Raw genomic sequence first — 24,208 nt, 5'->3', positions numbered from 1 at the left:
AGCACGAGAGGCTGTGGCGAAGGCGGCAGCGCGGAGAGGCGGGCGGCCGGGCGGGCCGGGGGTCAGAGGCTGACGTGGTACGCCTTGCGGAGCGTCTCGTGGACCGTCCAGACCGTCCGGTCGCCCTCCCGCAGGACCGCCGCGTCCCCGGGACCCACCTCGAGGACGTCACCGTTCTCGACCTCGATCGTGGCCCGCCCGCTGACGACCACGAACAGTTCATCGGCCTCGGTGTCGGTGGCGACGCCCGGTGTCATCTGCCAGATGCCGCGCAGTTGCTTGCCGTCGGCCGACTCCCACAGCACCTTGCCCGTCACCACCGGGGCGCCTGAGACGATCTGGGCCGGGTCGAGCGGCTCCGGTTCCAGCTCGGCGTCGGGGATGTGCACGGCGAAGGACGGGACGGTCTGGTTCTTCGTGGTCATGGGCGGTCACCCTAGCCGCAGCCTGACCGGCGACCGCACACGGTTGACTCCCGTACCCGGCCGCCGGAACACGCCTCAGGGCGTGACGGAGGGGTGTTCTCTTCGGGAATACGGCCGGTTGGCGCCCCGGGGAGTACGCCCGCGCGCGTGGGCGGCCCTCCGCAGCCGCTGCGGCCTACGCGTAGTGCCGCGCCTCGAAGACGTTGCCGTCCGGGTCGCGGAAGTAGAAGCTGCGTACGGCCGCCCCCCGGGCGCCGAAGGCGTCGTACGAGAAGTCCGAGACCGGCACCGACTGCTCCTCCAGCCGGGCCCGCAGCGCGTCGAAATCGCCCTCCCCCAGGGCCAGGCACACGTGGTTCACGGGATGGCCCGCGCTGTCGGCGGCACCGGGGAGCATGGTCATGCGCCCGGCCGTCGACAGGGGTGCGAGGTCGAAAATGGTCTCCCCGTTGAGGCGTACGGAGGGAAAGGAGACCTTTCCCTCCGTGAATTCGGCGACCCGCAGGGGCTCCAGGCCGACCGCCCTCTCGTAGAAGTCCGCCGCGGAGACCGGGTCCTCGACCCACAGGACGATGTGGTCGAGACGTGTCGTGTTGTCCGTCATGCGCCCAGGCTGGTGCCGTATCCCGCAGGCCGCAAGGGGTTTGGCCGGGCGCGCCGCCCGCCAGGGATGAGGGAGGACCGACAGACAGGAGGCAGGCGCGTGCTCGTGGTGTCCGAAGAGGTGCGGGAGGCGCTCGACGCGCGCCGGCCGGTGGTGGCCCTGGAGTCGACGATCATCGCGCACGGGCTGCCGCGCCCGCGCAATCTGCAGGTGGCCCTGGAGCTGGAGGACCTCGTACGGCAGGAGGGTGCCGTCCCCGCGACGATCGCCGTCCTGGACGGGCAGCCCTGCGTCGGCCTGGACAAGGACCGGTTGGAGCGGGTCGCGAACGAGGACGGGATCCGGAAGCTGGGTCACCGCGACCTGCCGCTCGCGGTGGCGACGGGGGCGAGCGGGGCGACGACCGTGTCGGCCACGGCGCTGCTGGCCGCACGCGCGGGCGTGCGCGTGTTCGCCACGGGCGGCCTCGGCGGGGTGCACCGGGAGTGGACGGTGACGCAGGACGAGTCCGCCGACCTGGGCCTGCTGGCCCGGACCCGGATCACGGTGGTGTGCGCGGGGGTGAAGTCGATCCTGGACGTGCCGGCGACCCTCCAGCGCCTGGAGACCCTGGGGGTCGCGGTGGCGGGGTACCGCACCGAGCGGTTCCCCGGCTTCTATCTGTCCGACTCGGGACATCCGGTGGAGTGGACACTCGGATCCCCGGGCCAGGTGGCCGACGTGATGCGCGCCCAGGACGCGGTCGGCGGGCCGGAGTCGGCGCTCGTCGTCGCGAATCCCGTGCCCGAGGAGGAGCAGCTCGATCCCGGGCTCCACGCGCGTGTGCTCGCCGACGCGCTGCACGCGTGCGAGGCCGAAGGGGTGACCGGTCAGGCCGTCACTCCGTTCCTGCTGGACCATCTGGTCCGCCACACCGACGGCGCCTCCCTGAGCGCCAATCTGGCGGCGGTGCGCGGCAATGTCCGCCTGGCGGCCCGGATCGCGGCGGCCTGGGCGGGGGCGTGACGGGAACGGACCGAGGCGAACCCGGGCGGGGCGACGGTGCGCGCGGGGGCGGGGCCCCGGACGCGGCCGGCGGGGGGCTGCTCGTCGTGGGCGACATCGTCACGGACATCGTCGCCCGGCACCGCGGGCCGCTCGCGTCGGGCACCGACACGGTGGCGGCCGTCCGGACGGTTCCGGGCGGCGCGGGGGCCAACGTGGCGTGCTGGGCCTCGCACACGGGCTGCCCGGACGTCCGCCTGCTCGGACGCGTGGGCAGAGACGCGGTTGCCTGGCACGAACGGCAGCTGACGGCTTCTGGCGTACACACCCACCTCGTCGTCGATCCCGTGGCGCCCACCGGGACGGTGATCTGCCTGGTGGACACGGACGCCGCGGCCGAGCGCACCTTCCTCACCGACAGCGGGGCCGCGCTGCGGATCGACCCCGGTGACTGGTCGCCGTCACTGCTCGACGGGGTCGCCCGCCTTCATCTGTCGGGATATCTGTTCTTCTCCGAGCCGAGCCGCGCCCTGGTGACGGTGGCTGTGGCGTCGGCACGCGCGCGTGGTGTGCCGGTGAGCGTGGATCCGGCGTCGGCGGGGTTCCTGGCGGAGCTGGGAGCGGACCGGTTCCTCGCGCTCGTCGAGGGCGTCGACGTGCTGCTGCCTAGTCACGACGAGGCATACCTGCTGACCGGGCTTCCGGACGCGGCGGACGCGGCGGCGAAGTTGAGCCGCCACGTCCCGCTGGTGGTCGCGAAGCGGGGAGGTGACGGAGCGTTGGTCGCCCGCGGCGGCACGGTGCTGGCCCGCGTCCCCGCGGTGCCCGCCACGCCACGGGACACGACCGGCGCGGGCGACGCGTTCACCGGCGCGTTTCTCGCCGCTCTGCTCGCGGGAGCGGAACCCGGGGATGCGGCGGCGGAGGGATGCAGGGCGGGGGCGGCGGCCGTGGAACGCGTCGGCGGGAGACCACCGTCGGATCCCTGACCGCCGCCGGGTCCGCCCACCTCAGACCTTGCGCCCCCAGGCGGAGATCATCGGAGCCGTGGTCAGGTCCATGGTGCCGGAGGCGACGTTGGCCAGGTGGCGGTCGATGTCCTGGTCCGTGGCCAGGCCCGAACTGACGAGCTGGTCGCGGATCTGCCGGATCGTCGCGAGTTCCACCGCCGCGCAGGCGGGCGAGGTGACGGGGAAGTACGCGTCGGCCTCCACGGGGCGCAGCCCGGCCTCGCGCAGCAGGCGCGGGAGCTTGCGGCCGTACGACAGATCGCCGCCGCGTGCGGCGAGGAGGTCGCGAAAGCCGCCCCGCAGACGGTTCGCCAACTGCTGCTCGGGGCCGTGCTCGTCGAGACAGAGAAGGGGTTGCAGAGCGGGGTCGGCCTCCTCGACGAGGAGCCGCCCCCCGGGTCGCAGCGCCCTGATCATCGACCGCAGTGCCCGCTCCCGGTCGGCCACATGGACCAGGAGGAGCCGGGCGTGCACCAAATCGAACCCCTCCCCCGGCGGCTCGTCCGCGCCCACGTCGTGGACGCGCACCTCGACCGGCGGACGCGCTGCCAGGGACACCCATGAGGTGTCGATGTCGGTGGCGAGGACCCGCCCCGTCGGGCCGACCTTCTTGGCCAGCCACGAGACCACGGAGGTGCCGCCCGCGCCGACCTCCCAGCAGCGCCAGCCGGAGCCGACGCCGAAGCGCTCGAGGTGCCGGAACGTCGTGGGGTCGAAGAGAGTGGCGACGGCGTCGAAACGCTGTCCCGCCTCGGCCTGCCGGTTGTCCAGGAGATATCTGTCGGTTCGCATCACGAGTAGATCATCCCATTTGCCCGACTTATCCGGCGCGGTTGACGCACCCGGGCCCGGGAGCCCGGCCCTCGCCTCACACAGGCCGCTCGCGACAGCCCACGGCCTCGGCCGCCGAGACGGAGTGCGCGACCCGGCAGGCGAAGGGGAGGGCGGACTTGACGGCCGAAGGGGAGCGTGAGCTCGATCCGTGAAACGGAAGGCGGGCCGGGCGAGCCAGGAGGGCCATCCCGCGAAGCGAAGCGGAATGCTCCGTTCCCACAGGCTTTCCCGGCCGCCGGGCCGTCCTGGCAGACTGGCCGCGGAAAGGCGCAATCGCGGCGCAAGGAGATCCACGCGAGGAGATCCAGATGTCCATGGCAGGGAATCTGCGGAAGGTCACGAGCCTCAGCAGGGCCGGGGGCCTCCGCAGAGTGGCACGGCTCGCGCGGCGGCGGCCGCGGGTCGACCTGAGCCACCCCGCGCGGTCCCCGCTGGGCTCCGCCGTGGTCAACTGCGTGACGTACAAGGACGGAGTCCGCGTCCCCGGGCGCGGCGATCTGGTCGATGCCGTGAAGGAGGTGCGCCGGCACGGCGACGGTTTCGTCTGGGTCGGGCTGCACGAGCCGACGGTCCGGGAGTTCGCCGGCGTGGCCGAGCTCTTCGACCTGCATCCACTGGCGGTCGAGGACGCGGTGCACGCCCATCAGCGCCCGAAGGTGGAGCGTTACGGGGAGACGCTGTTCGCGGTCTTCAAGACGGTCTGCTACGTCGAGCACGCGGAGCTGACGGCGACCAGCGAGGTGGTCGACACCGGCGAGATCATGGTGTTCGTCGGCCAGGAATTCGTGATCACCGTGCGGCACGGGCGGCACGGCTCGCTCGGCCCGCTGCGCGAGGAGCTGGAGGCCGACCCCGGGCAACTGGCCAAGGGCCCGGCCGCGGTGCTGCACGCGATCGCGGACCACGTCGTCGACGACTACCTGACCGTCACGGACGCCGTGCACGCCGACATCGACCAGGTCGAGACCGACGTCTTCGCGGAGAACGGCGCACGGACCGACCCGGGGCGCATCTATCAGCTCAAGCGTGAACTGCTGGAGCTGAAGCGGGCCGTGGCCCCCCTGAGCCGCCCCCTTCTCGAGCTGGTGTCCCGGCCGATGCGGGTGGTCGACCCGGAGATACAGGCCTACTTCCGGGACGTCTCCGACCATCTGCTGCGCGTCACCGAGCAGATAGCCGCGTTCGACGAGCTGCTCAACTCGATCCTGCAGGCGCATCTGGCCCAGGTGACGGTCGCGCAGAACGAGGACATGCGGAAGATCACCGCATGGGCCGCGGTGATCGCCGTGCCGACGATGGTCTGCGGGGTGTACGGCATGAACTTCGACCACATGCCTGAGCTGCACTGGAAGTACGGCTACGGCTTGGTCCTGGGCGTGATCAGCACGGCGTGCCTGACCCTCTACCGGGGCTTCCGGCGCAACGGCTGGCTCTGAGAAACCTCTCGCCCGGCATCCCTCGTCCGGCACGGCACGGCACGGCGCGGCAAACCGTCCGTCCGGCCGGGCGGACGAGCGGGCTGTCGGGCGGACGGACTGACTGTCGGACGGTCTGTCGGTCTGTCGGACAGGTGAGCGTCCGGACGAGGGGCTCCGTCTCCTCATGGCCGCGTCAGCGAGCCGTGCGTCAGTGAGCCGTGCTCCTCGCATAGACGCCCTCGACCCAGGAGGCCAGCTGGTCGTCCGTCAGATGTTCGGCCAGGTCGGCTTCGCTGATCATGCCGACGAGACGCTTGTTCTCGATGACGGGAAGACGGCGGATCTGGTGCACGCGCATCTCCGCGAGCACCTCGCCGACGTCGGAGTCCGCCTCGATCCAGCGCGGCGTGCCCTGAGCCATCTCGCCCGCGGTGACCCGGGCCGGGTCATGGCCCATGGCCACGCAGCCGATGACGATGTCGCGGTCCGTGAGGATGCCGCACAGTCGTTCGTTCTCGTCACTGATGGGCAGCGCGCCCACGTTGAGTTCGCGCATCAGCTGGGCGGCGCGGTCCAGCGTCTCGTGTGCGGGGATCCACTGGGCACCGCGATGCATGATGTCTCCGGCGGTGGTCATGGGGTACCTCCCGGTGCCGGACGGCCGGCGCGGCGCGGGTGGGTGCCGCTAGTCCCGGCGTCCTACATTCTCTCCGCGTTCCGTAGGCCACGCACCCGGAGACCGCGGGCCGGCGGGGCCGGCCGGCCGCGGCGGGCGTCCGCCTGGTGCCGGCCGGCCGCGGCGGGCATCAGGCGGAGAAGCCCACGACCTTCTCGGGGACGACGCGAATGATCACGCGGACCTCGTCGTCCTTCTCGCCGGGCGGGTCGATGCCCAGGTACTTGTGCGAGAGCTCGTGCGGCAGGCGCTTGCGCTCGTCGGGGAGGATCTCGGCGGTGCCGCGTATCTCGACGGAGGTGTAGGGGTTGGCGAGGTCGAAGACCGAGAGGCTGATGCGGGCGTCGCGCATCAGGTTGCGCACCTTCTGCCGGCGGGCGGTGGACGAGAAGAGCACGGTGTCGCCCTCGCGTTTGATCCAGACCACCGAGTTCTGGGGAGCGCCGTCGGGGCCGAGGGTGGCGACGGCGGCGAAGTTCTTGCCGTCGAGGAGAGCCCGGACGGAGTCGCTGAAGGAGACGGGATGATCGGAAGCCTGTGTCATGGGACCCAGACTAACTACATGCACGTGCATATAAAAGCCCTTGGCGCGAGCGATCTCGGTCAGCCGTTCCACGCCGGGTGGCGCGGATCGTCGGCCCGCACCAGGACGTCGGCCGCGGCACCCGGGTCCGCCTCGGCCTCGTAGCGCTCGAAGGCGGGCAGGCTCCAGCGTTCGCCCTCGGGAGTGCGGCGGTGCAGGGCGGCCGGCGAGAGGCGGACGTGGACGGTCAGATCGAAGGGGAACCAGTGGTGCAGAAGGAGGGGTCCGTGCAGCAACAGTAGCCCGCCGGGCGGGAGTTGGACGTAGGGACTGCGGGTGGCCCGGTCGGTCGCCGGGTCCCAGAGGTCGGGCAGGACACGGCCGTCGCCGCCGGGTTCCAGACGGCCGAAGACCTCTCGCCACAGGGCGCCGGTGTCGAACCAGCCGTCGTAGTAGGAGTCGGCGTCCTGGTGCCCGTACTCGAAGCGGAGCGAGGCCGGCCGCAGGAATCCTTCGGTTCCGACGACCAGCGAGGCCCTGCCGCGGATGCGCAGCGCCTCCGACACCCGGTGTGCGAGGTCGCCGGGGCGGGCGGCCGGAGCCCCGTCGAAGGCGATGCGCGGCCAGGGACTGCCGTCGTCCGGCTTCAGGTCGAGGAGGCGCTCGGCGAGCAGGTCGCCGAGCCGTTCCCAGGTGATCGCTTCGAGTCGCACAGGGCCCATGATGCCCCGCTCACGACCTGCTCTCACGGGCGAGGCCGGTGCCGGGGCGGAGTACCTCCGGGCGGTTGCGGCATCGGCGGGAGGCATCTCGAACGCCGGTGACCGTGGACGTTCGCGCATGCTCCTGCGCAGCTCGGCCATGGTCACGGTGACAGCGGCGGGCTTCACTTGTCGTGACGGTGGGTGTTGGGCAGGATCTGGTCCGGGACGGACGGGGGAATTGACATGATCGATGGGCCGTACTTCGTGCTGACGGTGCTGGGTGTGCTCGGCACCGGTCTGGTGGCGGGCGTCTTCTGCGGGTTCTCCACGTTCGTGATGAAGGGGCTCGCCAAGCTGCCCGCGACGCAGGGGGCGGCCGCCATGCAGGCGATCAACGGGGCAGCGACGACTCCGGCCTTCATGCTCGTGTTCGTGGGGACGGCCGTGCTGTGTGCGGTGCTGACGGTGGTCACCTTCGTCGTGTGGCCGGATGAGGGCACGGTGGAGTTGCTGCTGGGCAGCGCGCTGTACCTGTTCGGCTCGTTCGGCGTGACGGCCGTCGCCAACGTCCCGCGCAACGAGAAGCTCGCCAAGCTGGATCCCGGCACCCCGGAGGCGGCCGCGTACTGGCCCGCCTATGTGCGCGAGTGGACGAGGTGGAACCACGTCCGTACGGTCGCGTCGGCCGCCGCCGCGATGTCGTACGTGCTCGCCCTCGCCTGAGCCGAACCCGGCCGACCCCGGCCCGGTCGACCCCTGCCCGGCCGACCCCAGCCGCGCCGATCCCAGCCCTTGTCCAGCGACCCCCGGAGCGGCGGAAACCGGCGGGCGGAGCCGAGCGGCGCCGGGTGCGGTGACGCCGTATCGTGGCCGAAAGAGCACGCCCTCCGTCACGCGCACACGAGGGAGACGGCCATGGGCGATCCCAGGGGTTTTCTCACCACTTCGCGCGAGGAATGGCCCCGTCGGCCCGTCGCGGAGCGGGTGCGGGACTGGGACGAGGTGTACGTCCCCGGGGCGCTCCTGCCGATCATCGGCGCGCAGGCCGACCGCTGCATGGACTGCGGGATCCCCTTCTGTCACGACGCCTGCCCCCTGGGCAATCTGATCCCGGAGTGGAACGACCTGGTGTCCCGGGACGACTGGCGGGCGGCGAGCGACCGGCTGCACGCGACGAACAACTTTCCCGAGTTCACGGGCCGGCTGTGTCCCGCGCCGTGCGAGGCGGGATGTGTGCTCGCGATCAACCAGCCCGCCGTCACCATCAAGAACGTCGAGGTCGCCATCGTGGACCGGGCCTGGCAGGACGGTTTCGCGCCACCGCGGCCGCCGGACCGGCTCTCCGGTCACACGGTCGCCGTGATCGGCTCGGGTCCCGCCGGGCTGGCGGCGGCGCAGCAGCTGACGCGTGCCGGGCACACCGTCGCCGTGTACGAGCGGGCCGACCGGATCGGCGGCCTGCTGCGGTACGGCATCCCCGCGTTCAAGATGGAGAAGCGCCAGCTGGACCGGCGGCTCGACCAGATGCGCGCCGAGGGAACCAGGTTCCGTACGTCGGTGGCGGTCGGGCGGGATGTCGACGCCAAGGAGCTGCGGGCGCGTTACGACGCCGTCGTACTCGCCCTGGGTGCCACCGCGTGGCGCGAACTGCCGGTACCGGGCCGTGAGTTGACCGGCATCCACCAGGCGATGGAGTATCTGCCGCTCGCCGACCGGGTGTGCGAGGGGGATCTGGAGGTGTCGCCGCTGTCCGCGGCGGGGAAGCACGTCGTCATCGTGGGTGGCGGGGACACCGGCGCCGACTGCCTGGGCACCGCCGTGCGCGAGGGCGCCGCGTCCGTGACGCAGCTGGACATCTACGCCCAGCCGGGCGCGGCTCGCGACGAGGACGCCGAGCCGTGGCCGACGTACCCGAAGATCTACCGGCTCTCCGCCGCGCACGAGGAGGCCCGCGACCTGGAGACGTCACCGGCGGCGGACGCGGACGCGCGGCTCTTCGCGGCGTCCACGCTGCGCTTCACCGGGGACGCGCGGGGGCATGTCCGCGCACTGCACCTGGTCGAGGTGGACGAGCTGCGCCGCCCGGTTCCGGGGTCAGAGCGCGTCCTGCCCGTCGATCTGGTCCTGCTCGCTCTCGGCTTCTCCGGACCGGACCCCCATGACGGCCTGATCGACCGGCTCGGTCTCGCGGTGGGCCCCCGCGGCACGATCGACCGCGACGCGGACTTCGCGACCAACGTGCCCGGTGTGTACGTCGCCGGCGACGCCGCCCGCGGGCAGTCCCTCGTCGTCTGGGCCATCGCCGAGGGCCGGGCGGCGGCGGCCGCCGTGGACCGCCACCTGACCGGCCACTCGCGGCTGCCGGCGCCGATCGGACCGTACGACCGCCCGATGACGGCGTAGCCGGCCCAGCGCCGCGCGACCGGCGGCCCCTCTGCCACCCGACCGGCTGCCGCAGCCCGCCCGCCGGTACCCGGCCCGGCCCGGACGGCCGCGGGTTCCGGGGGCGGGCAGCGGCGCGCGTGCGTGCTCAGCCGCGGGTGTCCGTACCGGCCGGCTTCGCCGTCGACAGGGCGACCCGGTTCCAGGTGTTGATCGTGAAGATCAGGGCGAGGACGTGGGCCAGTTCCTGGTCGTCGAAGTGAGCGGCGGCCTCCGCGTAGACGTCGTCGGGGACCCCCGAGCCGGCGACCAGGGTGACCGCCTCGGTGAGCGCCAGGGCCGCGCGCTCCTTCGGGGTGAAGAAGTGACGGGCCTCGCGCCACACCGGGACCATGTGCAGGCGGTCCTCGCTCTCGCCCGCCTTGCGCGCGTCGTTGGTGTGCATGTGGAGGCAGTAGGCGCAGCGATTGAGGTGCGAGGCCCGGATCTGGACGAGTTCGACGAGGGCCGGGTCGAGTCCCTCACGGGCCGCCGCGTCGAAACCGATCAGGGCCCGGAAGACCTTCGGGGCGGCCTTCGCGAAGTCGAGGCGGGTGGAGCCGCTCCCGGCCGCCGGGGTGCCCGCGGCGTCCGCCGCAGGCGTGGTCCCGTCCGCCACCGCCGGCGCCGTCGTCGTCGTCGAGTCCGTGTTCGCCGTGACCGTCGTCGTGTGCATCTCGTTCGTCGTCATGACCATGAATCTACGGGCCCGAAAGACCCGCTGTAGGGTGCATTCCCGTGGTGGAATCCTGGGTCAATTCGGCGGAGCGGATCGGTGCGGATCTGCATCTGGAGATGTCCGGGGCGGCGGCGGGCGGCCGTCGGGCGGCGCTGACCCGTGCGCTGCGCGAGGCCGTCCGCTCGGGCCGGCTGGTGCCGGGCACCCGCCTGCCGCCGTACCGCTCGCTCGCCGCCGACCTCGGCGTGGCCCGCAACACGGTCGCCGACGCGTACGCCGAACTGGTCGCCGAGGGCTGGCTCACCGCCCGCCAGGGTTCCGGCACCCGGGTCGCCGAGCGCGCCGAACCGCTGGGCACCGGCACGCGCGTACCGAAGAAGGCGCCTCCACGCGCGCGTGGCCCCCGGCACGATCTGCGGCAGGGCACGCCGGACGCGTCGTCGTTCCCGCGCGCCGCCTGGCTCGCGTCGTACCGGCGGGCGCTCCAGCAGGCGCCGAGCGAGGTCTTCGGGCCCGGCGATCCGGCCGGCCGCGTCGAACTGCGCGCCGCCCTCGCCGCCTACCTGGCACGCGCGCGGGGGGTGCGCGCCGACCCGGGACGGATCGTGGTCTGCTCGGGCTTCGCGCACGCGCTGCGGCTGCTGTTCACGGGCCCGGACGCGGTGCTGCGGGGACCGCTGGCGGTGGAGTCGTACGGCCTCGGGTTCCATCGCGAGCTGCTGAGCGGCGCGTCGGTACGCACCGTGCCGCTGCCCCTGGACGAAGACGGCGCCCGGGTCGGCCGGTTGGGCCGGGAGCGGGCCGTACTCCTCACGCCCGCGCACCAGTTCCCCACCGGCGGACCGCTCCACCCGTCGCGGCGGTCCGCGGTGATCGACTGGGCACGCGCGCGTGGAGGGGTGGTCCTGGAGGACGACTACGACGGGGAGTTCCGTTACGACCGCAAGCCCGTCGGCGCCGTGCAGGGACTGGACCCGGAGCGCGTCGTGTACATCGGCTCCGTCAGCAAGAGCCTGTCCCCCGCGCTGCGGCTGGGATGGATGGTCCTTCCGGAGCGGTACGTCGACGGGGTGCTCGCGGCCAAGGGCGAGCGGGAGGCGTGGGTGAGCGTTCTGGACCAGCTGACGCTGGCGGACTTCGTGGCCTGCGGGTCGTACGACCGTCATGTGCGGCGGATGCGGCAGCGGTACCGGGGGCGTCGCGACCGGCTCGTCGACGCGCTCGCCACCCACGCGCCGCAGGTCGAGGTCACCGGGATCGCGGCCGGTCTGCACGCGGTCCTGCGGCTGCCGTCCGGCACCGAGGCCTCCGTGCTCAAGGCCGCCGCCTGGCAGGGGGTCGCCCTCGAGGGGCTCACAGGATTCCGTCATCCGCAGGCGACGACGTCCGCGCCGGACGGCCTGGTCGTGGGCTACGCGACCCCCGCGGAGCACGCGTACGGCGCCGCGCTCGACGCGCTGTGCGGGCTGCTGCCGCCGGGGTGAACGGGACCCCGGCCCAGGTCGCGGGGAGGGTGGCGGCTCAGCGCCGCGAGGAAAGGCGTGACGGGGGGCAGGACCGCTCAGGACAGCAGGAAGTCCGCCTCCCCCGCCTTGGCGCCCTGGATGAAGGCGGTCATCTCGCCGGGCGTGTAGATCAGCGCGGGCCCGTCGGGGTCCGCGGACTGACGGACGGCGATCCGGCCGTCGTCGAGCTTCATCGCCTCCAGGCAGTTGCCGCCGTTGCCGCCGCTCCACGGCTTGTGCCAGCCCTCGCTGCCCAGCTCGCGGGCGGGCATGCCGTTGTAGATCCGCACGGTGCGTATCCGCGGCTTGATGCGTTCCATTCACAACTCCTTGCGGAGGTCCCGCAGGATCTCCTTCGTGCGATGCGCCGTGGCGGCCTGGGCCGCCATGCGGTCCATGACCTCGAGATGGGTCGCCACCTCGGAGCGCGCGTCCAGGTAGACGGCACCGGTCAGGTACTCGCTGTAGACCATGTCGGGCAGTTCCGGCATGGCGAAGCGGAACAGCACGAAGGGCCCGTACGTGCCGGGGTGCGGCCCCGACGAGAAGGGGGCGACCTGCAGTGTCACGTTGGGCAGCTTCGTGGCCTGAAGCAGCTTGTCGATCTGGGCGCGCATGACCTCGGGGCCGCCGACGGGACGGCGCAGGGCCGTCTCGTCCATCACGGCCCACAGCCGGGGAGGGTCCTTGCGCGTGAGCAGATTCTGCCGTTGCATGCGCAGCGCGACATGGCGCTCGATGTCGTCGGGCTGCGTCTGGCCGATGGCGCCCGACTTCAGGACGCCCCGGGCGTAGTCCTCGGTCTGCAGCAGCCCGGGCACGAAGTGGGGCTCGTACGAGCGGATCACCGCCGCCGCGCCCTCCAGGCTGACGTACATCGAGAACCAGCCCGGCAGGATGTCGTGGAACCGCTGCCACCAGCCGGGCTTGTTGGCCTCCTCGGCCAGCTGGACGAAGCCCTCGGCCTCCTCGTCACAGACGCCGTACGACTTCAGCAGGAGCTGGAGGTACGGAATCTTCAGGCCGACCTCGGCCATCTCCATACGGCGGACCGTGGCGGGTGCGACACGCAGGATGCGCGCGGCCTCCTCACGCTTCAGCCCCGCGCGTTCCCGCAGGTCCAGAAGTCGCCGGCCGAGAACGACCTGGCCGACCGTCGGCGCGGACCGCGGTTCGCTCACGTCCCACCTCCACTGAGTCCGGACAGCCCGGGCGGCGCCGTTCGGAGTCCTTTTCCCGGATTCCAACTGGCGCCGCTCGAGGTGCTGTTGCGAGCAGTGTGCCATGGCCCTTCACGGAGTCATGCGGCACTCTGCAATTTTCAGAGTGACACTTGCCAAGTGTTCACGGCGGGGCGATAGTGGCAAGCGTGACTCCGTCCGCGCCGTTAGGAACAGACGCCGCCGCAGACCGGACCGGTCTCCGTGCCGCAGCAGGGGTGCGCCCCGATGCGACCGCGGAGCGCCGGTTCCGCTTCGAGCTGGCCGCACACCCGGGTTCTGTGAGACAGGCCCGGCGCCTGACCCATGCCCGGCTGTCGGGCTGGGAGGTCTGCGCGGACACGTGCGACACGGCGGACCTCGTCGTCTCCGAGCTGGTCACCAACGCGATCGTCCACACCGCGAGCCGCCGCATCGTGTGCGAGCTGCACGACGGCGACGATCTGGTGCGGATAGCCGTACGCGACGAGGGGTGCGCACCGGGTGAGCCGCGGCCCGCTCCGCAGGGGGCCGAGGACGAGCACGGCCGGGGCCTGATGCTCGTCGCGGCCGTCTGCCGGGCCTGGGGCGCCCAGGAGCACGGGCCCGGCCTGCTGGTCTGGGCGGAGCTGCCCCGCACGGCGGACGCCACGCACACCGCGGATCCGACCGCGGACCTCACGGACCTGGCGGATGCGGCGGACGACCTCTTCGCGATCGACGCGGCGGACCAGCCCTGCCTGACGGACGACCAGCCGCACCAGACTGATGCACTGCCGCTCCTGACGGAGGACCTGCCGCACCTGGCGGACAGCCTGTCGCACGCGACGGAGCCGCCCCGGGCGGCGACCGTGCCGCACGCCTGCCGGCCGGCCGCCGCGCAGGCGCCGCACTCCGGAGTCCCGGCCCGCTCGGGGGGCCGGGAACCGGACACCCAAGCGCGTTCGGACCTCGGCTGGAGCGCGAAGAAGCCCCCGGCCGACGGCCGGGGTTCCGGGACACAGGCGTTTTGGGGGACGGGGGCCGAATGGGTGTGAGGGCGACGTCGACCGGGACGGCCCCTGTTCTGACCTTGGAGACGCTGGTCCGCCTCAAGCGGGAACAGCGCTCGCCGGGGGCACCCAGAAGACTCCCCATACCCGACGGCATGACGGAGCCGCTCGGCTGCGACGCGGTGGCGGTACCCGCGCACTTCGGCCCGGTCCTGCTGTCCCGTCTGCCGCGCGTCGGCTGCGTGTACGCGGACGCGGCCCAGTGGTGGTGGATCGTCCCCTCCGACTCGGACGTCGCCCTGGACTGGCCCGCGCCCGCCCGGTACGCCACGGGGGCGGTCGTACCGGAGGCACCCTCCATTCCCGGGCTCATACACAAACCGGAGAGTACGGTTCCGTACACTCCGCCGATCCCGCTGTACCTGGCCGTGTGCCGGGTCATGGGCACCCCGCCGGCCTGGTCGCACTCCGTCGGTGCCTGAGGGCCGCCTGCCGCGCCCCCCCTCCGCTCCGTCACCGTCTCGCGGCGCACCCCCGCGCGGAAGCACCGGCGGGCGCCGACGGCGTGAACCCCGGTGTCCGAAGTGCTTCGGTCCGCCGCGATCCCCGCCGCCGGTACGGGTGGAGGCCTCCATTCCTGGGGAGGGCACCGTGCGTGCACACTCGGGGGAGGTCACCGGTGGGAAAGAAACGCGACGACACCGATCCGTCGCCGTCCGACTCGGAACGCCTGCTCTTCGGCGGCCCGCTGCGCTACGACATGGGCTGGTCGCAGCACTCGGACGCCTTCCTGGAACTGAGCTTCCGCGCCATGGTGACGCGGCTTCCCGCGCTGCTCTCGTCCAGCTTCCGGCTGGCCTGGCAGGCGGACCGCCGCGCCGCCCGGATCGTGCTGAGCGCCGAGATCGCCCGCGGTGCGGCGCAGGCGGTGGGCCTGCTGGCGGTCAACAGCGTGCTGGGCCGGCTGATGACGAGCGGACCGGTCGAGGACCGGCTGCGCGGCGCTGTCCCGGCGCTGGTCACGGTCGCCGGGGTCATGCTGCTCGCCGCCCTGCTGCGGGCCGCCTCGACGTACGCCACCGGCCGGCTGGAGCCGAAGGTCGAACGGGTGGCGACGGAGCTGTACCTGGAGCGGGCGGCGGCCGTGGAGCTCTCCGCGATCGAGGACGACGCGTTCCACAAGCTACTGGACACCGCCCAGTACGGCGCCTCGTCCGCCCGGCGCATGATCTCCATCTCCACGCAGGTCGTGAACGCGATGATCTCGCTCGTCGCCGCAGCGGGCGTGCTCACGGTGCTGCATCCCGCGCTGCTGCCGCTCCTCGTCCTGATGACGCTGCCGAGCGCGTGGAGCGCCCTGACGATCGCCCGGCGCCGGTACGAGTCGTTCCACGCCTGGGTGCAGCACGCCCGGGCCGGACGGCTCATCGGCAACCTGCTCACCGAGCCGGCCGCGGCACCGGAGATCCGCGTGCACGGAGTCGGGCCCTTCCTGCTGCGCCACTTCCGCTCCATGTCCGAGACCGCGGAGGCGGAACAGGCCCGGCTGGCCCGCCTGGCCGCGCGTACGGGCCTGATCGCGGCGGCCTGGACGGGCCTCGCCACGGCGGCGACGTACGCGACCCTCGGCGGGCTGCTGCTGGGCGGCACGATGGCGCTCTCCGTGGCCGGTACGGCGGTCATCGCGATCCGCACCGGCTCGGCGAGCCTCGACACCCTCGTGCTGGAGGTCAACTCCCTTCACGAGGACGCCCTGTTCGTGGGTGACCTGCAACGCCTGTACGTCGAGGCGGCGCAGCGCGCGATTCCCGAGGGCGGCGACCCGTTGCCGGAGGATCCGCGCGAGATCCGCTTCGAGAACGTCACCTTCACCTATCCGGGCAAGGCGGCCCGGCCCGCCCTGGACGACGTGAGCCTCACGCTGCCGCTGGGCAGGATCGTGGCGCTCGTCGGTGAGAACGGTTCGGGGAAGACGACCCTGGTCAAGCTGCTCGCCGGGCTGTACACGCCCGATCACGGGAGAATCCTGTGGGACGGCGTGGACGCGGCGGCCGCGGACCGGCGCGGGCTCGCCGAGCGCATCGCGATGGTGGCGCAGGACTTCAAGCGGTGGCCGTTCACGGCCCGCGTCAATGTGGCGGTCGGCCGTGCCTCGGCGCCGCTCACCGACGAACGGCTGGCCTCATCGGTCGCCGAGGCCGGGGCGCAGGACGTCGTGGCGGATCTGCCGCGCGGCCTCGACACCCTCCTCGCGCGCGGCTTCAGCGGCGGCCACGAGCTGTCGGGCGGCCAGTGGCAGCGGCTGGGGATCGCGCGTGCGGCGTACCGGCGGGGGCGGATCCTGATCGTGGACGAGCCGACGGCGGCGCTCGACGCGCGGGCCGAGCTGGAGGTCTTCGAGAAGATCCGCGCCCTGGCGGGTACCGGCCAGACGGTCGTCCTGATCACGCACCGGCTGGCGTCGGTACGCCACGCCGATCTGGTGCACGTGCTGGCGCAGGGCCGTCTCGTGGAGTCCGGCAGCCCCGAGGAGCTGCTGGCCAGGGGCGGTGTCTACGCGGAGCTGTACGGGCTCCAGGCGGAGCAGTTCACGGCCGCGCTGCCGACCAGGGACGCGCACGCGAGAGATCCCCTCCAGCACGCCGACGCACCCACCGCCGACACGAAGGCGCCCGAGCGGGACGCCGAGGCGAAGGTGTCCGAACGGGACACCGACGCGAAGGTGCCCGTCCAGGACGCGGGCGCACCCGCCGCCGACGTGAAGGTGCCCACCCGGGACGCCGGGTGACGTCACCCCGTCGTGCCCCGGCTCACTCGACGCCGTCCGCGCCGCGCACGATCACCAGGAACGCGTCGGTGGAGAGGTCCATGACGACTTCCGCGGCCTGACCCTGCAGACGGCACGCCTGCGCGAACTCCTCCGCCGGCCACGACCCGCGCGGTCCACCGGCGGGGAAGCGCTCCAGCACCATTCGCCCGTTCACCCTGCACCTCCATGTCGCGCCGACTCGTAGAGTTAAACGCCAACCATGGGGTGAACGGCTCGCGACGTGACGGTACTGATACGCAGTCGACACGTGTTCACCGTCTCGGGGTACGGATTCTCACCCTCCGTAGCACACTCTGTCGTATCGGATACTGTTTCCGATCCCTTACTGCCGCTCCGGGCTCGCCGGTCACGCCGGTCACGCCGGTCACGCCGTCGTTACGGTCAGTCCTCGTACTCGTCGTGGTACCGGATCCGCTCGCTGCCCGCGGGCGCGCCCAGGAGCGACGCCCTGCCCCGCGGCTCCTCCCATTCCTCCTGGCGGCCCAGAGCGGTGAGGTCCAGCAGCGAAGTCGTCGAGCCCAGCCCGTCGAGGCCCCGCTCGTACGTCGAGTACGTGTGGAAGACCTGGTCGCGGTCGCGCAGGAAGCAGCTCATCCCCGGCCGCTCGAAGGGCTCGCTGTCGCCCTCGCCCTCGAAGGACACCTGGAAGTCCTGGTTGAAGTCCGTGTCGCGGGCCGAGTACCAGGGCACCGTCCAGCCCATCCGGGCCTTGAAGGGCAGGATCTTCGTGTACGGCGCCCGGGACACGGCGGCGAACGCGGTACCGCGGGCCCGCAGGTGGGCCGGATGGCCGATCTGGTCGAGGAACGCCGAGCAGCTCCGGCAGCCCGCCTCCCACTCCGGCGCGAACATGAAGTGGTAGACGACGAGTTGGTGCCGTCCCTCGAAGAGATCCAGCAGAGTCGCCTTGCCGTCACCGCCCTCGAACACGTACTCCTTGTCGATCTCGACCATCGGCAGTCTGCGCCGTTCGGCGTTGAGCGCGTCACGCGCGTGTGTGGCGGCCTTCTCCCTGACGAGCAGTTCCTCGCGCGCAATGCGCCACTCCTCGCGCGAGACGATCTCCGGAAGCGTCATGTGCCCCTCCTGCCGACAAGATCCCCGCTGCCTGCGGAGGACCTGGAACGGTGCCTTACCAGGGGTGGACCCGTGGCGGGAGCGGAACTCATCGGCGTACGGGGAGAATTCTCTCCACGCGGATCCGCGGCACGGGCCTGCCCCTGGGGCCTGTCAGACAGGTCCTAGGCGGTGGCCGATGCCTCCCGTGCGTCCGGGATCTCCGAGGGCCGGAGTCCCGCCCGCTCCCGGAGCCGGGCCAGTTCGTCGAGGAGGCCGGTGATCCGCTCGGTGTGGCGGGAGGTGAGCCGGCCGGTGTCGTCGAGGTGCACGGCGCAGGCGGTCGTGAGGTCGACGAGCCGTTCGAGGACCGCGGCCACCTCGTCCGTGCCCTCCGACTGCCGTGCCAGGGCGGGGAGTTCGGCGGCGGCGAGGTCGATCGCGGTGCGGGCCTCGGCCAGCGTGCGGTAGGCCTCGCGGCGCAGGGCCCACCGCCCGGCCCGGTCGTCGGCCGTGCCGTCGCCCAGTACGTGCGCGAGGTAGGCGTCCGCCGCGTGTGCGGCCCGGGCGAGCCGTGCCCGTACCGTGCCGCCGCGCTGGCCGGGCGCGGGCAGGTGCCCGACGAGCAGGACGATCCCGCAGGCCAGCAGCGTCTCGCCGATCCGACTCCAGGAGGCGGGCGGCTCCCCGCCCACCATGACGAGGGCGAGCACCAGGACGGTGATGACAGCCGTCTGCGCGGCGAAGTGCCGGGTGGCGACGGGGATCAGCGCCCCGCAGACGGCGACCAGCGCGACGAGCCCGGCGGGCCGGGGCAGCAGCGCCGCGAGCCCCGCGAACACCACCGCTGCGAGCACCGTCCCCGCCGCCCGGCACAGCACGCGCGAGGCGAGCGGTCCGAGGTCGGGCTTGACGAGGAAGACGGCGGTCGCGGGCAGCCAGTACCAGTGCGCGTGGTCCCCGTACCAGTGGGTGTGGTGCAGTGCCTGCGCCACCGCGACGGCGGCGCCGAAGGAGAGGGCGACCCGGAGGCCGTACTCGCGTCCCCCGGCGCCGACGACCGTGCGCAGCAGGGCTTTGGCGGTACGGCGCCGGGCGGGGTTCCCGGGGTGTGGGGTGCGCGCGCCGCGGTCGAAGGCGTCGGCGGCGTGCAGCAGGGCGTCGTCGAGCGCGCGCAGCGCGGGTGCGGAGCGGGCGGGCGCGGGGAGCGGGCCCGGGTGGTCGCCGGCGCGCACCGCGGCGGCGAGCCGGCGGGGCCCCCGCGCGGCGCGCGCGGGCACGTCGTCGCCGGCCCAGGCCAGCGCCGTCGCGGCCTCGGCGAGGGGCAGCGCGGCGGCGTACTGCGCGTGCAGCCGCCGCTCGGCCGCGGAACTCGCGTACCGCCGCAGCCGGGGTCCGGACAGCGCGTCCTGCGCGTGGTCGAGTGCGGCGGTGAGGCGGGCGCGACGGGCGGTGGCGTCCGCTCCCCCGGCCGCGGCGAGCAGCGCGGCGACGGCGTCGTACACGGCCGCGACGGCGTCCCGTTCCCCGTCGAAGCGGTAGTCGCCGCCGGTGGCGGCCGCCCGGGTCGGCAGGGCGAGCCGCAGGACCAGCAGCCAGCCGGCCCCGGCGAGGAAGAAGAGCGCGCGCTGCCATCCGGGCTCGGGCAGCGGCATCCCCGCGCCGATCGCGGCGGTGACCAGGAGTTGCGTGCCCGATCCGCTCGCGACGGGCCCGACGGCGCTGACGGCTCCGGCGAGCAGCCCGAGCCCGGTCAGCAGCACGGTCAGCGCCACGGCTCCGACGTGGCGCCCGGCGTACGTCCCGGCGAGCAGCCCGCAGGCTCCCGCGAGGGCGGGCAGGCCCAGCCGTGTGACGGCGGTCCGCCTGCTGCCGGGCCGGTCGTTGATCCCGGCGAGCATGGCCCCGAGTGCGGCGGCCACCCCGCCGGAGGGGCGTCCGGCGAGCACGGCGACGAGGAGCAGCGGCCCGGCGGCGAGCGCCCCGCGGACGACCGCGCTCCAGGGGACCGGCCCCCGCTGGGCGCGCAGCGCATGGGCGAGGCGGGAGGTGCGGAGCGGCACGGGACTCCTGTCGTGACGAGGGCGGGGTCTGCCTTCGGGCGACGTCGGCCGGGCGGTGGGTCCAGGGTAGATCGCGTTGCCGTCGTAAAGGGAACGCAAACGTTTCCGCGGTGTGACGCGTGCGGGAGATGCAGCTTTCTTTATGAACGCAACTCGGCCGCGGGGGTACGACGTGGGCGGTGGGGGGTGGCTCCGGTGTGGGACGCGGGCTGCGGCCGGGGCGTGGGCGGGCGCGGGCCGGCGGGCGCGAGGGGCATCACGCCGGCCCGTGCGCGGGCCGCGGGCGGGCGCCGCGTGCGTCACCCCGGCGCGTGGGCGGGCGCCGTGCGCGGGGGTGACGCCGCGGGGGCGCCGCGTGCCGGCGCGAGGGGCATCACACCGGCCCTGCGCGGGCCGGTGGCGGGCGCCGCGGGCGTCACCCCCGCGCAGGGCGTCACCCCGGCCCGTGGCGGGCGTCGCATGCGGAACGCGGGCGGGCGACACCCCGCGTACCGCGGACGGACGGCCCGGGATGCGGAACGCGGGCGGGCGGCACCCCGCGTACCGCGGACGGACGGCCCGGGATGCGGAACGCGGGCGGGCGACACCCCGCGTACCGCAGACGGACGGGCGGGGATGCGGAGCGCGGGCGGGGGGGGGCACCCCGGGCGCGGCGGCCGCCGTCAGCCGGTCGCCGCGTACCTGTCCGTGGCCGCGACCAGCACGTCCACCGTGCCCGCGTCGTGCCCCGCGCCGTCGGCCTACGGGGGCTCCGGCGTCGTCGGCAGCCCCGCTCGCCGGGCCGCCGTACGCAGGACGTCCCGCAGCATGAGCGGGGTCAGACGCCCGGTGAAGGTGTTGCGCTGGCTGACGTGGAAGCAGCCGAAGAGGTCGAGGGGGCCCGCCGCGCCGTCCAGGGTGACCCGGGCGCCGTGCCGGAAGACGGGGCGCGGCCTGGGAACCGTCCACCCCGCTTCCGCGAAGGCGGGCAGCGCGGCCTGCCAGCCGAACGCTCCGAGCACCACCACCGCCCGCAGGGAGGGCCTAAGCAGCCGCAGTTCGCTGAGCAGCCAGGGTCGGCAGGTGTCGCGTTCCTCGGGCGTCGGCTTGTTCGCGGGCGGGGCGCAGTGCACGGGCGAGGTGATCCGCACGCCGTGCAGGGCGAGTCCGTCGTCGGCGCTCACCGCGGTCCCCCGAGACGCGAGTCCCACCTCGTGCAGGGCCGCGTACAGCACGTCGCCGGACCGGTCGCCGGTGAACATCCGGCCCGTCCGGTTCGCCCCGTGGGCGGCGGGCGCCAGTCCGACGATGAGCAGCGCGGCGTCGGGCGGTCCGAAGCCGGGGACGGGGCGCCCCCAGTACGTCCAGTCCGCGAAGGCGGCGCGCTTGGTACGGGCCACCTCCTCGCGCCAGTCGACCAGGCGCGGACAGGCCCGGCATCCGGTGATGCGGGCGTCCAGTCCGGCCAGGCTGCTGTCCATCCCCCCACCGTACGACCGGGTCGTGGCCGGTCTCCCCACGGGTCCGGCCGGGAAGGGCCGGAGAGCGACGGCACGGAAAAGGCGTCCGGCTCCCGCACGGCCGGGGCTAAGGTCGGGGCATGGCTTCTGAGGGTGCTGACGAGGACGAGCGGGGTACGGACGGTGCGCACGGCTCCGACGACCCGGCGGCTGCCGCCCGCGCGGCCGGGCCGCGGACCGGCGAGAGCGTGCGGGTCGACAGCTGGATCTGGTCGGTGCGGCTCGTGAAGACCCGGTCCATGGGCGCCACCGCCTGCCGCGGCGGCCACGTCCGTGTCAACGGCGAGCGCGTGAAACCCGCCTACGCGGTGCGCGTGGGCGATGAGGTCCGCCTGCGTCACGCCGGCCGGGAGCGGGTCGTCGTCGTGAAGCGCGTGATCCGCAAGCGGGTCGGGCCGCCCGTCGCCGCCGAGTGCTACGTGGACAACAGTCCGCCGCCCCCGCCGCGCGAGGCCGTCGCCCCTGCGGGCATCCGCGACCGCGGAGCGGGCCGCCCGACCAAGCGGGACCGGCGTGAGATGGACCGTCTGCGCGGTCTCGTCCGGCCGGACGGGGACGCGGACGGCGGCTGAGCGGCGGGTCCGTCCGGCGCGTCGCCCGTGCACACCGACGAGGGCTCCCCGGCACGAACGGGGAGCCCTCGACGACGTACAGCCGGGGAAAGCCCCCGCCTCCTGCGGCCCTCACGCGTGCCGCCGCACCACCCGTACCAGGTCGGCGTTGTGGCTGCGGCGCGCCCAGGCGATCAGCGCGAGCGGCAGGATCAGGATGAGCGGGGTCGCGGGGTAGGGGCCGTGGATGGCTGTGACGTTCACGATGAAGGCACCGACCATCAACGCGCTGAGGGACACCGCCGCCACCGACGACAGCAGCGGAATCAACAGCGCGATGCCTCCGGCGAGTTCGAGCGCGCCGATGATGTACATCCCCGTGCTTCCCCAGCCGAGCTTGTCGAAGCCCTCGACGGCCGACGGGTGCGCGATCAGCTTGGGCAGCGCGCTCGCCAGGACGAAGAAGAGGCCGAGCACGGTCTGCAGCGCCCTCAGGGAGATCTCGGCACGGCGGCTGCGGCCGGTACGGGCGGCGGCGGGGGTGACGGAGGGGGCGCCGGCGACGGAGGCGGTGGTCTCGGACATGTGGGTCTCCTGCGAAGCGGTGTGGGCTGCTGTCGTGGAGGTAGACCGGCCGTCCGCCCGGAACTCATCGCTGCGGAACGGCATTTGCGGGTGCCGGCTCCGCCGGGTTCGCGACACCACTACGGCCCCTCCGGCAGGACCGTCGCCCTCCCCGGGGTTCCCGGCCGCCGTCCCGTGGTGGACGTGCACCGCGCGGAGTACGTTTTTCCGTGGGAGCGGTGATGGCGATGCGCACAGGCAGTGAGCCGAGGACAGCACGCAGTGCTCTGCGGCTGCGCTTCTGGCTGAGCCTGTGGGGGCTGGTCTGGGCGATCGGCGGGGTGGTGGGGTTCGCGTTCGCCGGACGGCCCGGATGGGCGGCCGCCTGCGGCGCGCTGTGGCTGATCACCACCGTCGACATGATCATGATCCTGCGGCACATCCGGCAGGGCCCCCACTACCAGCCGGGCCCCGACGTGCCGCCGTACCCTCCTCCGGAGCACCGTCCCCGCTAGCTCCGGCGGCCCCTCGCGAGACCTGGGACACGGGGTGGGCGCTCAGGAGTCGAAGCGGGCCGCTTCCAGGTACTGCGGATTCGGGTCGAGGGCCGCCGCGAGCCTGAAGTGCCGCTTGGCCTGGTCCGGGCGCCGCTGGCGCTCGTAGGTGCGGGCGAGCGCGAAGTGCGCGAACGCGTTGTCCGGCTCACGCTCCAGGACGATGGTGAACTCCAGCTCGGCGGGCCGCAGTTGGGCGGCGGCGAAGAAGGCACGCGCACGCAGCAGCCGGGCGGCCGTGTTCTCCGGGTGGGCGGCGATGACCGAGTCGAGCAGCTTCACCGCGCCCCGCGGATCGCGGGCGGCGAGCAGCTGCTCGGCGGCGCGGAAGTCGATGACGTGTGTCTCCGGAGTACGTCCGGTGGAACCGCTGGTGTCGGGCACGGCTGAGTCCTTCCCTCACTGGAACGGTCCAACGCCCCGGCCCGGGGCCGCTATTCCTGGGGCGGGTCGGCCGCGCGGTTCCGACGGCGGGGGCGCCCGGCTATCCCCTTGCCGCGTTCGCCCGGTGTTCGAGGTCCGCCCACACCTCGCCGACCCGGCGTCGCAACTGGTCGAGCGGCACGTCGTTGTCGATGACGATGTCCGCGATCTCCAGGCGCTCCTCGCGGGTGGCCTGGGCGGCCATCCGGGCGCGCGCGTCCTGTTCGCTCATGCCGCGCAGCCGTACGAGCCGGTCGAGCTGGGTGCCGGGACGGGCGTCCACCACCACCACGAGGTCGTAGAGCGGCGCGAGGCCGTTCTCCGCGAGCAGCGGGACGTCGTGCACCACGACGGCGTCCGCGGGGGCGGCCGTCTCCAGGTCCCGGGAGCGGGCACCGACCAGGGGGTGCATGATCGCGTTCAGGACGGCGAGCTTCTCCGGGTCGGCGAAGACGATCGAGCCCAGTCCGGGCCGGTCCAGGCCGCCGTCGGCCGCGAGCACGTCTTCGCCGAAGGCGTCGACGACGGCGGCGAGCCCCGGCGTTCCCGGCGCGACGACCTCCCGCGCGATCCTGTCCGCGTCGATCAGCACGGCGCCGTGCTCCACGAGCAGCCGTGACACCTCGCTCTTGCCGGCGCCGATACCGCCGGTCAGGCCCACCTTCAGCATGACCGGAAGCTTAGGGCCTGCCGC

The 24,208-nt window shown here is 73.4% G+C and carries 27 protein-coding genes; 11 read left to right on the top strand and 16 right to left on the bottom strand.

Translation table 11 applies throughout. The features are described 5' to 3' along the window. Positions 1-62: 62 nt before the first annotated feature. Both AC069T_RS07520 and AC069T_RS07515 read right to left on the bottom strand, forming a co-directional pair. Positions 63-425: a cupin domain-containing protein gene (locus tag AC069T_RS07520; RefSeq protein ID WP_478781822.1), complete on the bottom strand. Its 363-nt coding sequence runs from the start codon at positions 423-425 to the stop codon at positions 63-65. 175 nt (positions 426-600) lie between these two features. Then, positions 601-1,029, bottom strand: a complete 429-nt coding sequence (locus AC069T_RS07515) for a VOC family protein (RefSeq protein WP_478781821.1) — start codon at positions 1,027-1,029, stop codon at positions 601-603. Positions 1,030-1,128: 99 nt separating this feature from the next. Here AC069T_RS07515 and AC069T_RS07510 point away from each other — a divergent pair, with 99 nt between their 5' ends. Beyond that, positions 1,129-2,034, top strand: coding sequence for a pseudouridine-5'-phosphate glycosidase (locus tag AC069T_RS07510; protein ID WP_478781820.1), 906 nt, complete (start codon positions 1,129-1,131; stop codon positions 2,032-2,034). Positions 2,035-2,111: 77 nt separating this feature from the next. Beyond that, complete coding sequence (locus AC069T_RS07505) at positions 2,112-3,002, top strand: carbohydrate kinase family protein (RefSeq protein WP_478781866.1); 891 nt, start codon at positions 2,112-2,114, stop codon at positions 3,000-3,002. A 21-nt stretch (positions 3,003-3,023) separates the two neighbouring features. Here AC069T_RS07505 and AC069T_RS07500 read toward each other — a convergent pair whose 3' ends face one another. Continuing rightward, on the bottom strand, positions 3,024-3,818 hold the full coding sequence (locus tag AC069T_RS07500; RefSeq protein WP_478781819.1) for a class I SAM-dependent methyltransferase: 795 nt from the start codon (positions 3,816-3,818) through the stop codon (positions 3,024-3,026). 347 nt (positions 3,819-4,165) lie between these two features. Between AC069T_RS07500 and AC069T_RS07495 the strand changes: the two genes are divergently transcribed. Then, the gene (locus AC069T_RS07495) at positions 4,166-5,293 is read left to right on the top strand and encodes a magnesium and cobalt transport protein CorA (RefSeq protein ID WP_478781818.1); all 1,128 of its coding nucleotides are present in this window, start codon (positions 4,166-4,168) and stop codon (positions 5,291-5,293) included. Between the two features lie 190 nt (positions 5,294-5,483). Here the strand turns inward: AC069T_RS07495 and AC069T_RS07490 are convergent, their stop codons facing one another. From AC069T_RS07490 to AC069T_RS07480, 3 genes are all read right to left on the bottom strand, one after another. Beyond that, the gene (locus AC069T_RS07490) at positions 5,484-5,912 is read right to left on the bottom strand and encodes a CBS domain-containing protein (protein ID WP_478781817.1); all 429 of its coding nucleotides are present in this window, start codon (positions 5,910-5,912) and stop codon (positions 5,484-5,486) included. Between the two features lie 169 nt (positions 5,913-6,081). Next, positions 6,082-6,495 (bottom strand): PPOX class F420-dependent oxidoreductase, encoded by a 414-nt coding sequence (locus tag AC069T_RS07485; RefSeq protein ID WP_388789799.1) that lies wholly within the window; start codon positions 6,493-6,495, stop codon positions 6,082-6,084. A gap of 59 nt (positions 6,496-6,554) precedes the next feature. After that, positions 6,555-7,196, bottom strand: a complete 642-nt coding sequence (locus AC069T_RS07480) for a nucleoside/nucleotide kinase family protein (RefSeq protein WP_478781816.1) — start codon at positions 7,194-7,196, stop codon at positions 6,555-6,557. Positions 7,197-7,421: 225 nt separating this feature from the next. Between AC069T_RS07480 and AC069T_RS07475 the strand changes: the two genes are divergently transcribed. Both AC069T_RS07475 and AC069T_RS07470 read left to right on the top strand, forming a co-directional pair. Continuing rightward, positions 7,422-7,901 carry an anthrone oxygenase family protein gene (locus tag AC069T_RS07475; protein WP_478781815.1) on the top strand — a complete coding sequence of 160 codons (480 nt, stop codon included), beginning with the start codon at positions 7,422-7,424 and terminating at the stop codon, positions 7,899-7,901. Positions 7,902-8,093: 192 nt separating this feature from the next. Then, the gene (locus AC069T_RS07470; RefSeq protein WP_478781814.1) at positions 8,094-9,581 is read left to right on the top strand and encodes a glutamate synthase subunit beta; all 1,488 of its coding nucleotides are present in this window, start codon (positions 8,094-8,096) and stop codon (positions 9,579-9,581) included. A 127-nt stretch (positions 9,582-9,708) separates the two neighbouring features. Here AC069T_RS07470 and AC069T_RS07465 read toward each other — a convergent pair whose 3' ends face one another. Further along, positions 9,709-10,296 carry a carboxymuconolactone decarboxylase family protein gene (locus AC069T_RS07465; RefSeq protein ID WP_478781813.1) on the bottom strand — a complete coding sequence of 196 codons (588 nt, stop codon included), beginning with the start codon at positions 10,294-10,296 and terminating at the stop codon, positions 9,709-9,711. A gap of 41 nt (positions 10,297-10,337) precedes the next feature. On the opposite strand from AC069T_RS07465, the gene pdxR reads away from it, so the two are divergent. Then, positions 10,338-11,762, top strand: coding sequence for a MocR-like pyridoxine biosynthesis transcription factor PdxR (gene pdxR, locus AC069T_RS07460; protein WP_478781812.1), 1,425 nt, complete (start codon positions 10,338-10,340; stop codon positions 11,760-11,762). 77 nt (positions 11,763-11,839) lie between these two features. Here the strand turns inward: pdxR and AC069T_RS07455 are convergent, their stop codons facing one another. Both AC069T_RS07455 and AC069T_RS07450 read right to left on the bottom strand, forming a co-directional pair. Further along, on the bottom strand, positions 11,840-12,103 hold the full coding sequence (locus tag AC069T_RS07455; protein WP_355785629.1) for a DUF397 domain-containing protein: 264 nt from the start codon (positions 12,101-12,103) through the stop codon (positions 11,840-11,842). After that, positions 12,104-12,964, bottom strand: a complete 861-nt coding sequence (locus tag AC069T_RS07450) for a helix-turn-helix domain-containing protein (RefSeq protein ID WP_478781811.1) — start codon at positions 12,962-12,964, stop codon at positions 12,104-12,106. Positions 12,965-13,284: 320 nt separating this feature from the next. Between AC069T_RS07450 and AC069T_RS07445 the strand changes: the two genes are divergently transcribed. From AC069T_RS07445 to AC069T_RS07435, 3 genes are all read left to right on the top strand, one after another. Continuing rightward, positions 13,285-14,019, top strand: coding sequence for an ATP-binding protein (locus AC069T_RS07445; RefSeq protein WP_478781810.1), 735 nt, complete (start codon positions 13,285-13,287; stop codon positions 14,017-14,019). Beyond that, a complete protein-coding gene (locus AC069T_RS07440) occupies positions 14,010-14,456 on the top strand; it encodes a hypothetical protein (RefSeq protein ID WP_478781809.1) in 447 nt (148 codons plus the stop codon). Before AC069T_RS07445 ends, AC069T_RS07440 begins: the two co-directional genes overlap by 10 nt. Positions 14,457-14,653: 197 nt before the next feature. Next, positions 14,654-16,762: an ABC transporter ATP-binding protein gene (locus AC069T_RS07435; protein WP_478781808.1), complete on the top strand. Its 2,109-nt coding sequence runs from the start codon at positions 14,654-14,656 to the stop codon at positions 16,760-16,762. A 22-nt stretch (positions 16,763-16,784) separates the two neighbouring features. Here the strand turns inward: AC069T_RS07435 and AC069T_RS07430 are convergent, their stop codons facing one another. The 4 genes from AC069T_RS07430 to AC069T_RS07415 all read right to left on the bottom strand — a co-directional run bounded on the left by AC069T_RS07430 (position 16,785) and on the right by AC069T_RS07415 (position 21,383). Continuing rightward, complete coding sequence (locus AC069T_RS07430) at positions 16,785-16,958, bottom strand: hypothetical protein (protein ID WP_355785619.1); 174 nt, start codon at positions 16,956-16,958, stop codon at positions 16,785-16,787. Positions 16,959-17,185: 227 nt separating this feature from the next. Further along, positions 17,186-17,881, bottom strand: coding sequence for a DUF899 domain-containing protein (locus tag AC069T_RS07425; RefSeq protein WP_478781807.1), 696 nt, complete (start codon positions 17,879-17,881; stop codon positions 17,186-17,188). A gap of 164 nt (positions 17,882-18,045) precedes the next feature. Next, positions 18,046-19,923, bottom strand: a complete 1,878-nt coding sequence (locus AC069T_RS07420; protein ID WP_478781806.1) for an FUSC family protein — start codon at positions 19,921-19,923, stop codon at positions 18,046-18,048. A gap of 740 nt (positions 19,924-20,663) precedes the next feature. Continuing rightward, the gene (locus AC069T_RS07415) at positions 20,664-21,383 is read right to left on the bottom strand and encodes a uracil-DNA glycosylase (RefSeq protein WP_478781805.1); all 720 of its coding nucleotides are present in this window, start codon (positions 21,381-21,383) and stop codon (positions 20,664-20,666) included. A gap of 119 nt (positions 21,384-21,502) precedes the next feature. Between AC069T_RS07415 and AC069T_RS07410 the strand changes: the two genes are divergently transcribed. Then, entirely contained in the window at positions 21,503-21,994 is a 492-nt protein-coding gene (locus AC069T_RS07410; protein ID WP_478781804.1) for an RNA-binding S4 domain-containing protein, read from the top strand. Between the two features lie 111 nt (positions 21,995-22,105). Here AC069T_RS07410 and AC069T_RS07405 read toward each other — a convergent pair whose 3' ends face one another. Beyond that, positions 22,106-22,558 carry a DoxX family protein gene (locus tag AC069T_RS07405; protein WP_478781803.1) on the bottom strand — a complete coding sequence of 151 codons (453 nt, stop codon included), beginning with the start codon at positions 22,556-22,558 and terminating at the stop codon, positions 22,106-22,108. A 227-nt stretch (positions 22,559-22,785) separates the two neighbouring features. Here AC069T_RS07405 and AC069T_RS07400 point away from each other — a divergent pair, with 227 nt between their 5' ends. Next, the gene (locus AC069T_RS07400) at positions 22,786-23,052 is read left to right on the top strand and encodes a DUF6343 family protein (protein WP_478781865.1); all 267 of its coding nucleotides are present in this window, start codon (positions 22,786-22,788) and stop codon (positions 23,050-23,052) included. Positions 23,053-23,094: 42 nt separating this feature from the next. On the opposite strand, the gene AC069T_RS07395 is transcribed toward AC069T_RS07400, so the two are convergent. Together AC069T_RS07395 and coaE are read right to left on the bottom strand one after the other, a co-directional pair. Next, the gene (locus tag AC069T_RS07395; protein ID WP_121403631.1) at positions 23,095-23,475 is read right to left on the bottom strand and encodes a tetratricopeptide repeat protein; all 381 of its coding nucleotides are present in this window, start codon (positions 23,473-23,475) and stop codon (positions 23,095-23,097) included. A gap of 100 nt (positions 23,476-23,575) precedes the next feature. Beyond that, positions 23,576-24,184 (bottom strand): dephospho-CoA kinase, encoded by a 609-nt coding sequence (gene coaE, locus AC069T_RS07390; RefSeq protein WP_478781802.1) that lies wholly within the window; start codon positions 24,182-24,184, stop codon positions 23,576-23,578. Positions 24,185-24,208: the final 24 nt, after the last annotated feature.

The organism is Streptomyces sp. NPDC043867 (assembly GCF_056435845.1).
The sequence above is the reverse complement of the archived record's forward strand: the minus strand, read 5'-3'. Positions and strand labels throughout refer to the sequence as shown.

What these genes read in the sequence shown, in the direction of transcription:
- AC069T_RS07520 (WP_478781822.1), bottom strand. Translation starts at nt 425, where the DNA reads ATGACCACGAAGAACCAGACCGTCCCGTCCTTCGCCGTGCACATCCCC.
- AC069T_RS07515 (WP_478781821.1), bottom strand. Translation starts at nt 1,029, where the DNA reads ATGACGGACAACACGACACGTCTCGACCACATCGTCCTGTGGGTCGAG.
- AC069T_RS07495 (WP_478781818.1), top strand. Translation starts at nt 4,166, where the DNA reads ATGTCCATGGCAGGGAATCTGCGGAAGGTCACGAGCCTCAGCAGGGCC.
- AC069T_RS07490 (WP_478781817.1), bottom strand. Translation starts at nt 5,912, where the DNA reads ATGACCACCGCCGGAGACATCATGCATCGCGGTGCCCAGTGGATCCCC.
- AC069T_RS07485 (WP_388789799.1), bottom strand. Translation starts at nt 6,495, where the DNA reads ATGACACAGGCTTCCGATCATCCCGTCTCCTTCAGCGACTCCGTCCGG.
- AC069T_RS07480 (WP_478781816.1), bottom strand. Translation starts at nt 7,196, where the DNA reads ATGGGCCCTGTGCGACTCGAAGCGATCACCTGGGAACGGCTCGGCGAC.
- AC069T_RS07475 (WP_478781815.1), top strand. Translation starts at nt 7,422, where the DNA reads ATGATCGATGGGCCGTACTTCGTGCTGACGGTGCTGGGTGTGCTCGGC.
- AC069T_RS07470 (WP_478781814.1), top strand. Translation starts at nt 8,094, where the DNA reads ATGGGCGATCCCAGGGGTTTTCTCACCACTTCGCGCGAGGAATGGCCC.
- AC069T_RS07465 (WP_478781813.1), bottom strand. Translation starts at nt 10,296, where the DNA reads ATGGTCATGACGACGAACGAGATGCACACGACGACGGTCACGGCGAAC.
- AC069T_RS07455 (WP_355785629.1), bottom strand. Translation starts at nt 12,103, where the DNA reads ATGGAACGCATCAAGCCGCGGATACGCACCGTGCGGATCTACAACGGC.
- AC069T_RS07440 (WP_478781809.1), top strand. Translation starts at nt 14,010, where the DNA reads ATGGGTGTGAGGGCGACGTCGACCGGGACGGCCCCTGTTCTGACCTTG.
- AC069T_RS07425 (WP_478781807.1), bottom strand. Translation starts at nt 17,881, where the DNA reads ATGACGCTTCCGGAGATCGTCTCGCGCGAGGAGTGGCGCATTGCGCGC.
- AC069T_RS07415 (WP_478781805.1), bottom strand. Translation starts at nt 21,383, where the DNA reads ATGGACAGCAGCCTGGCCGGACTGGACGCCCGCATCACCGGATGCCGG.
- AC069T_RS07410 (WP_478781804.1), top strand. Translation starts at nt 21,503, where the DNA reads ATGGCTTCTGAGGGTGCTGACGAGGACGAGCGGGGTACGGACGGTGCG.
- AC069T_RS07405 (WP_478781803.1), bottom strand. Translation starts at nt 22,558, where the DNA reads ATGTCCGAGACCACCGCCTCCGTCGCCGGCGCCCCCTCCGTCACCCCC.
- AC069T_RS07400 (WP_478781865.1), top strand. Translation starts at nt 22,786, where the DNA reads ATGCGCACAGGCAGTGAGCCGAGGACAGCACGCAGTGCTCTGCGGCTG.
- coaE (WP_478781802.1), bottom strand. Translation starts at nt 24,184, where the DNA reads ATGCTGAAGGTGGGCCTGACCGGCGGTATCGGCGCCGGCAAGAGCGAG.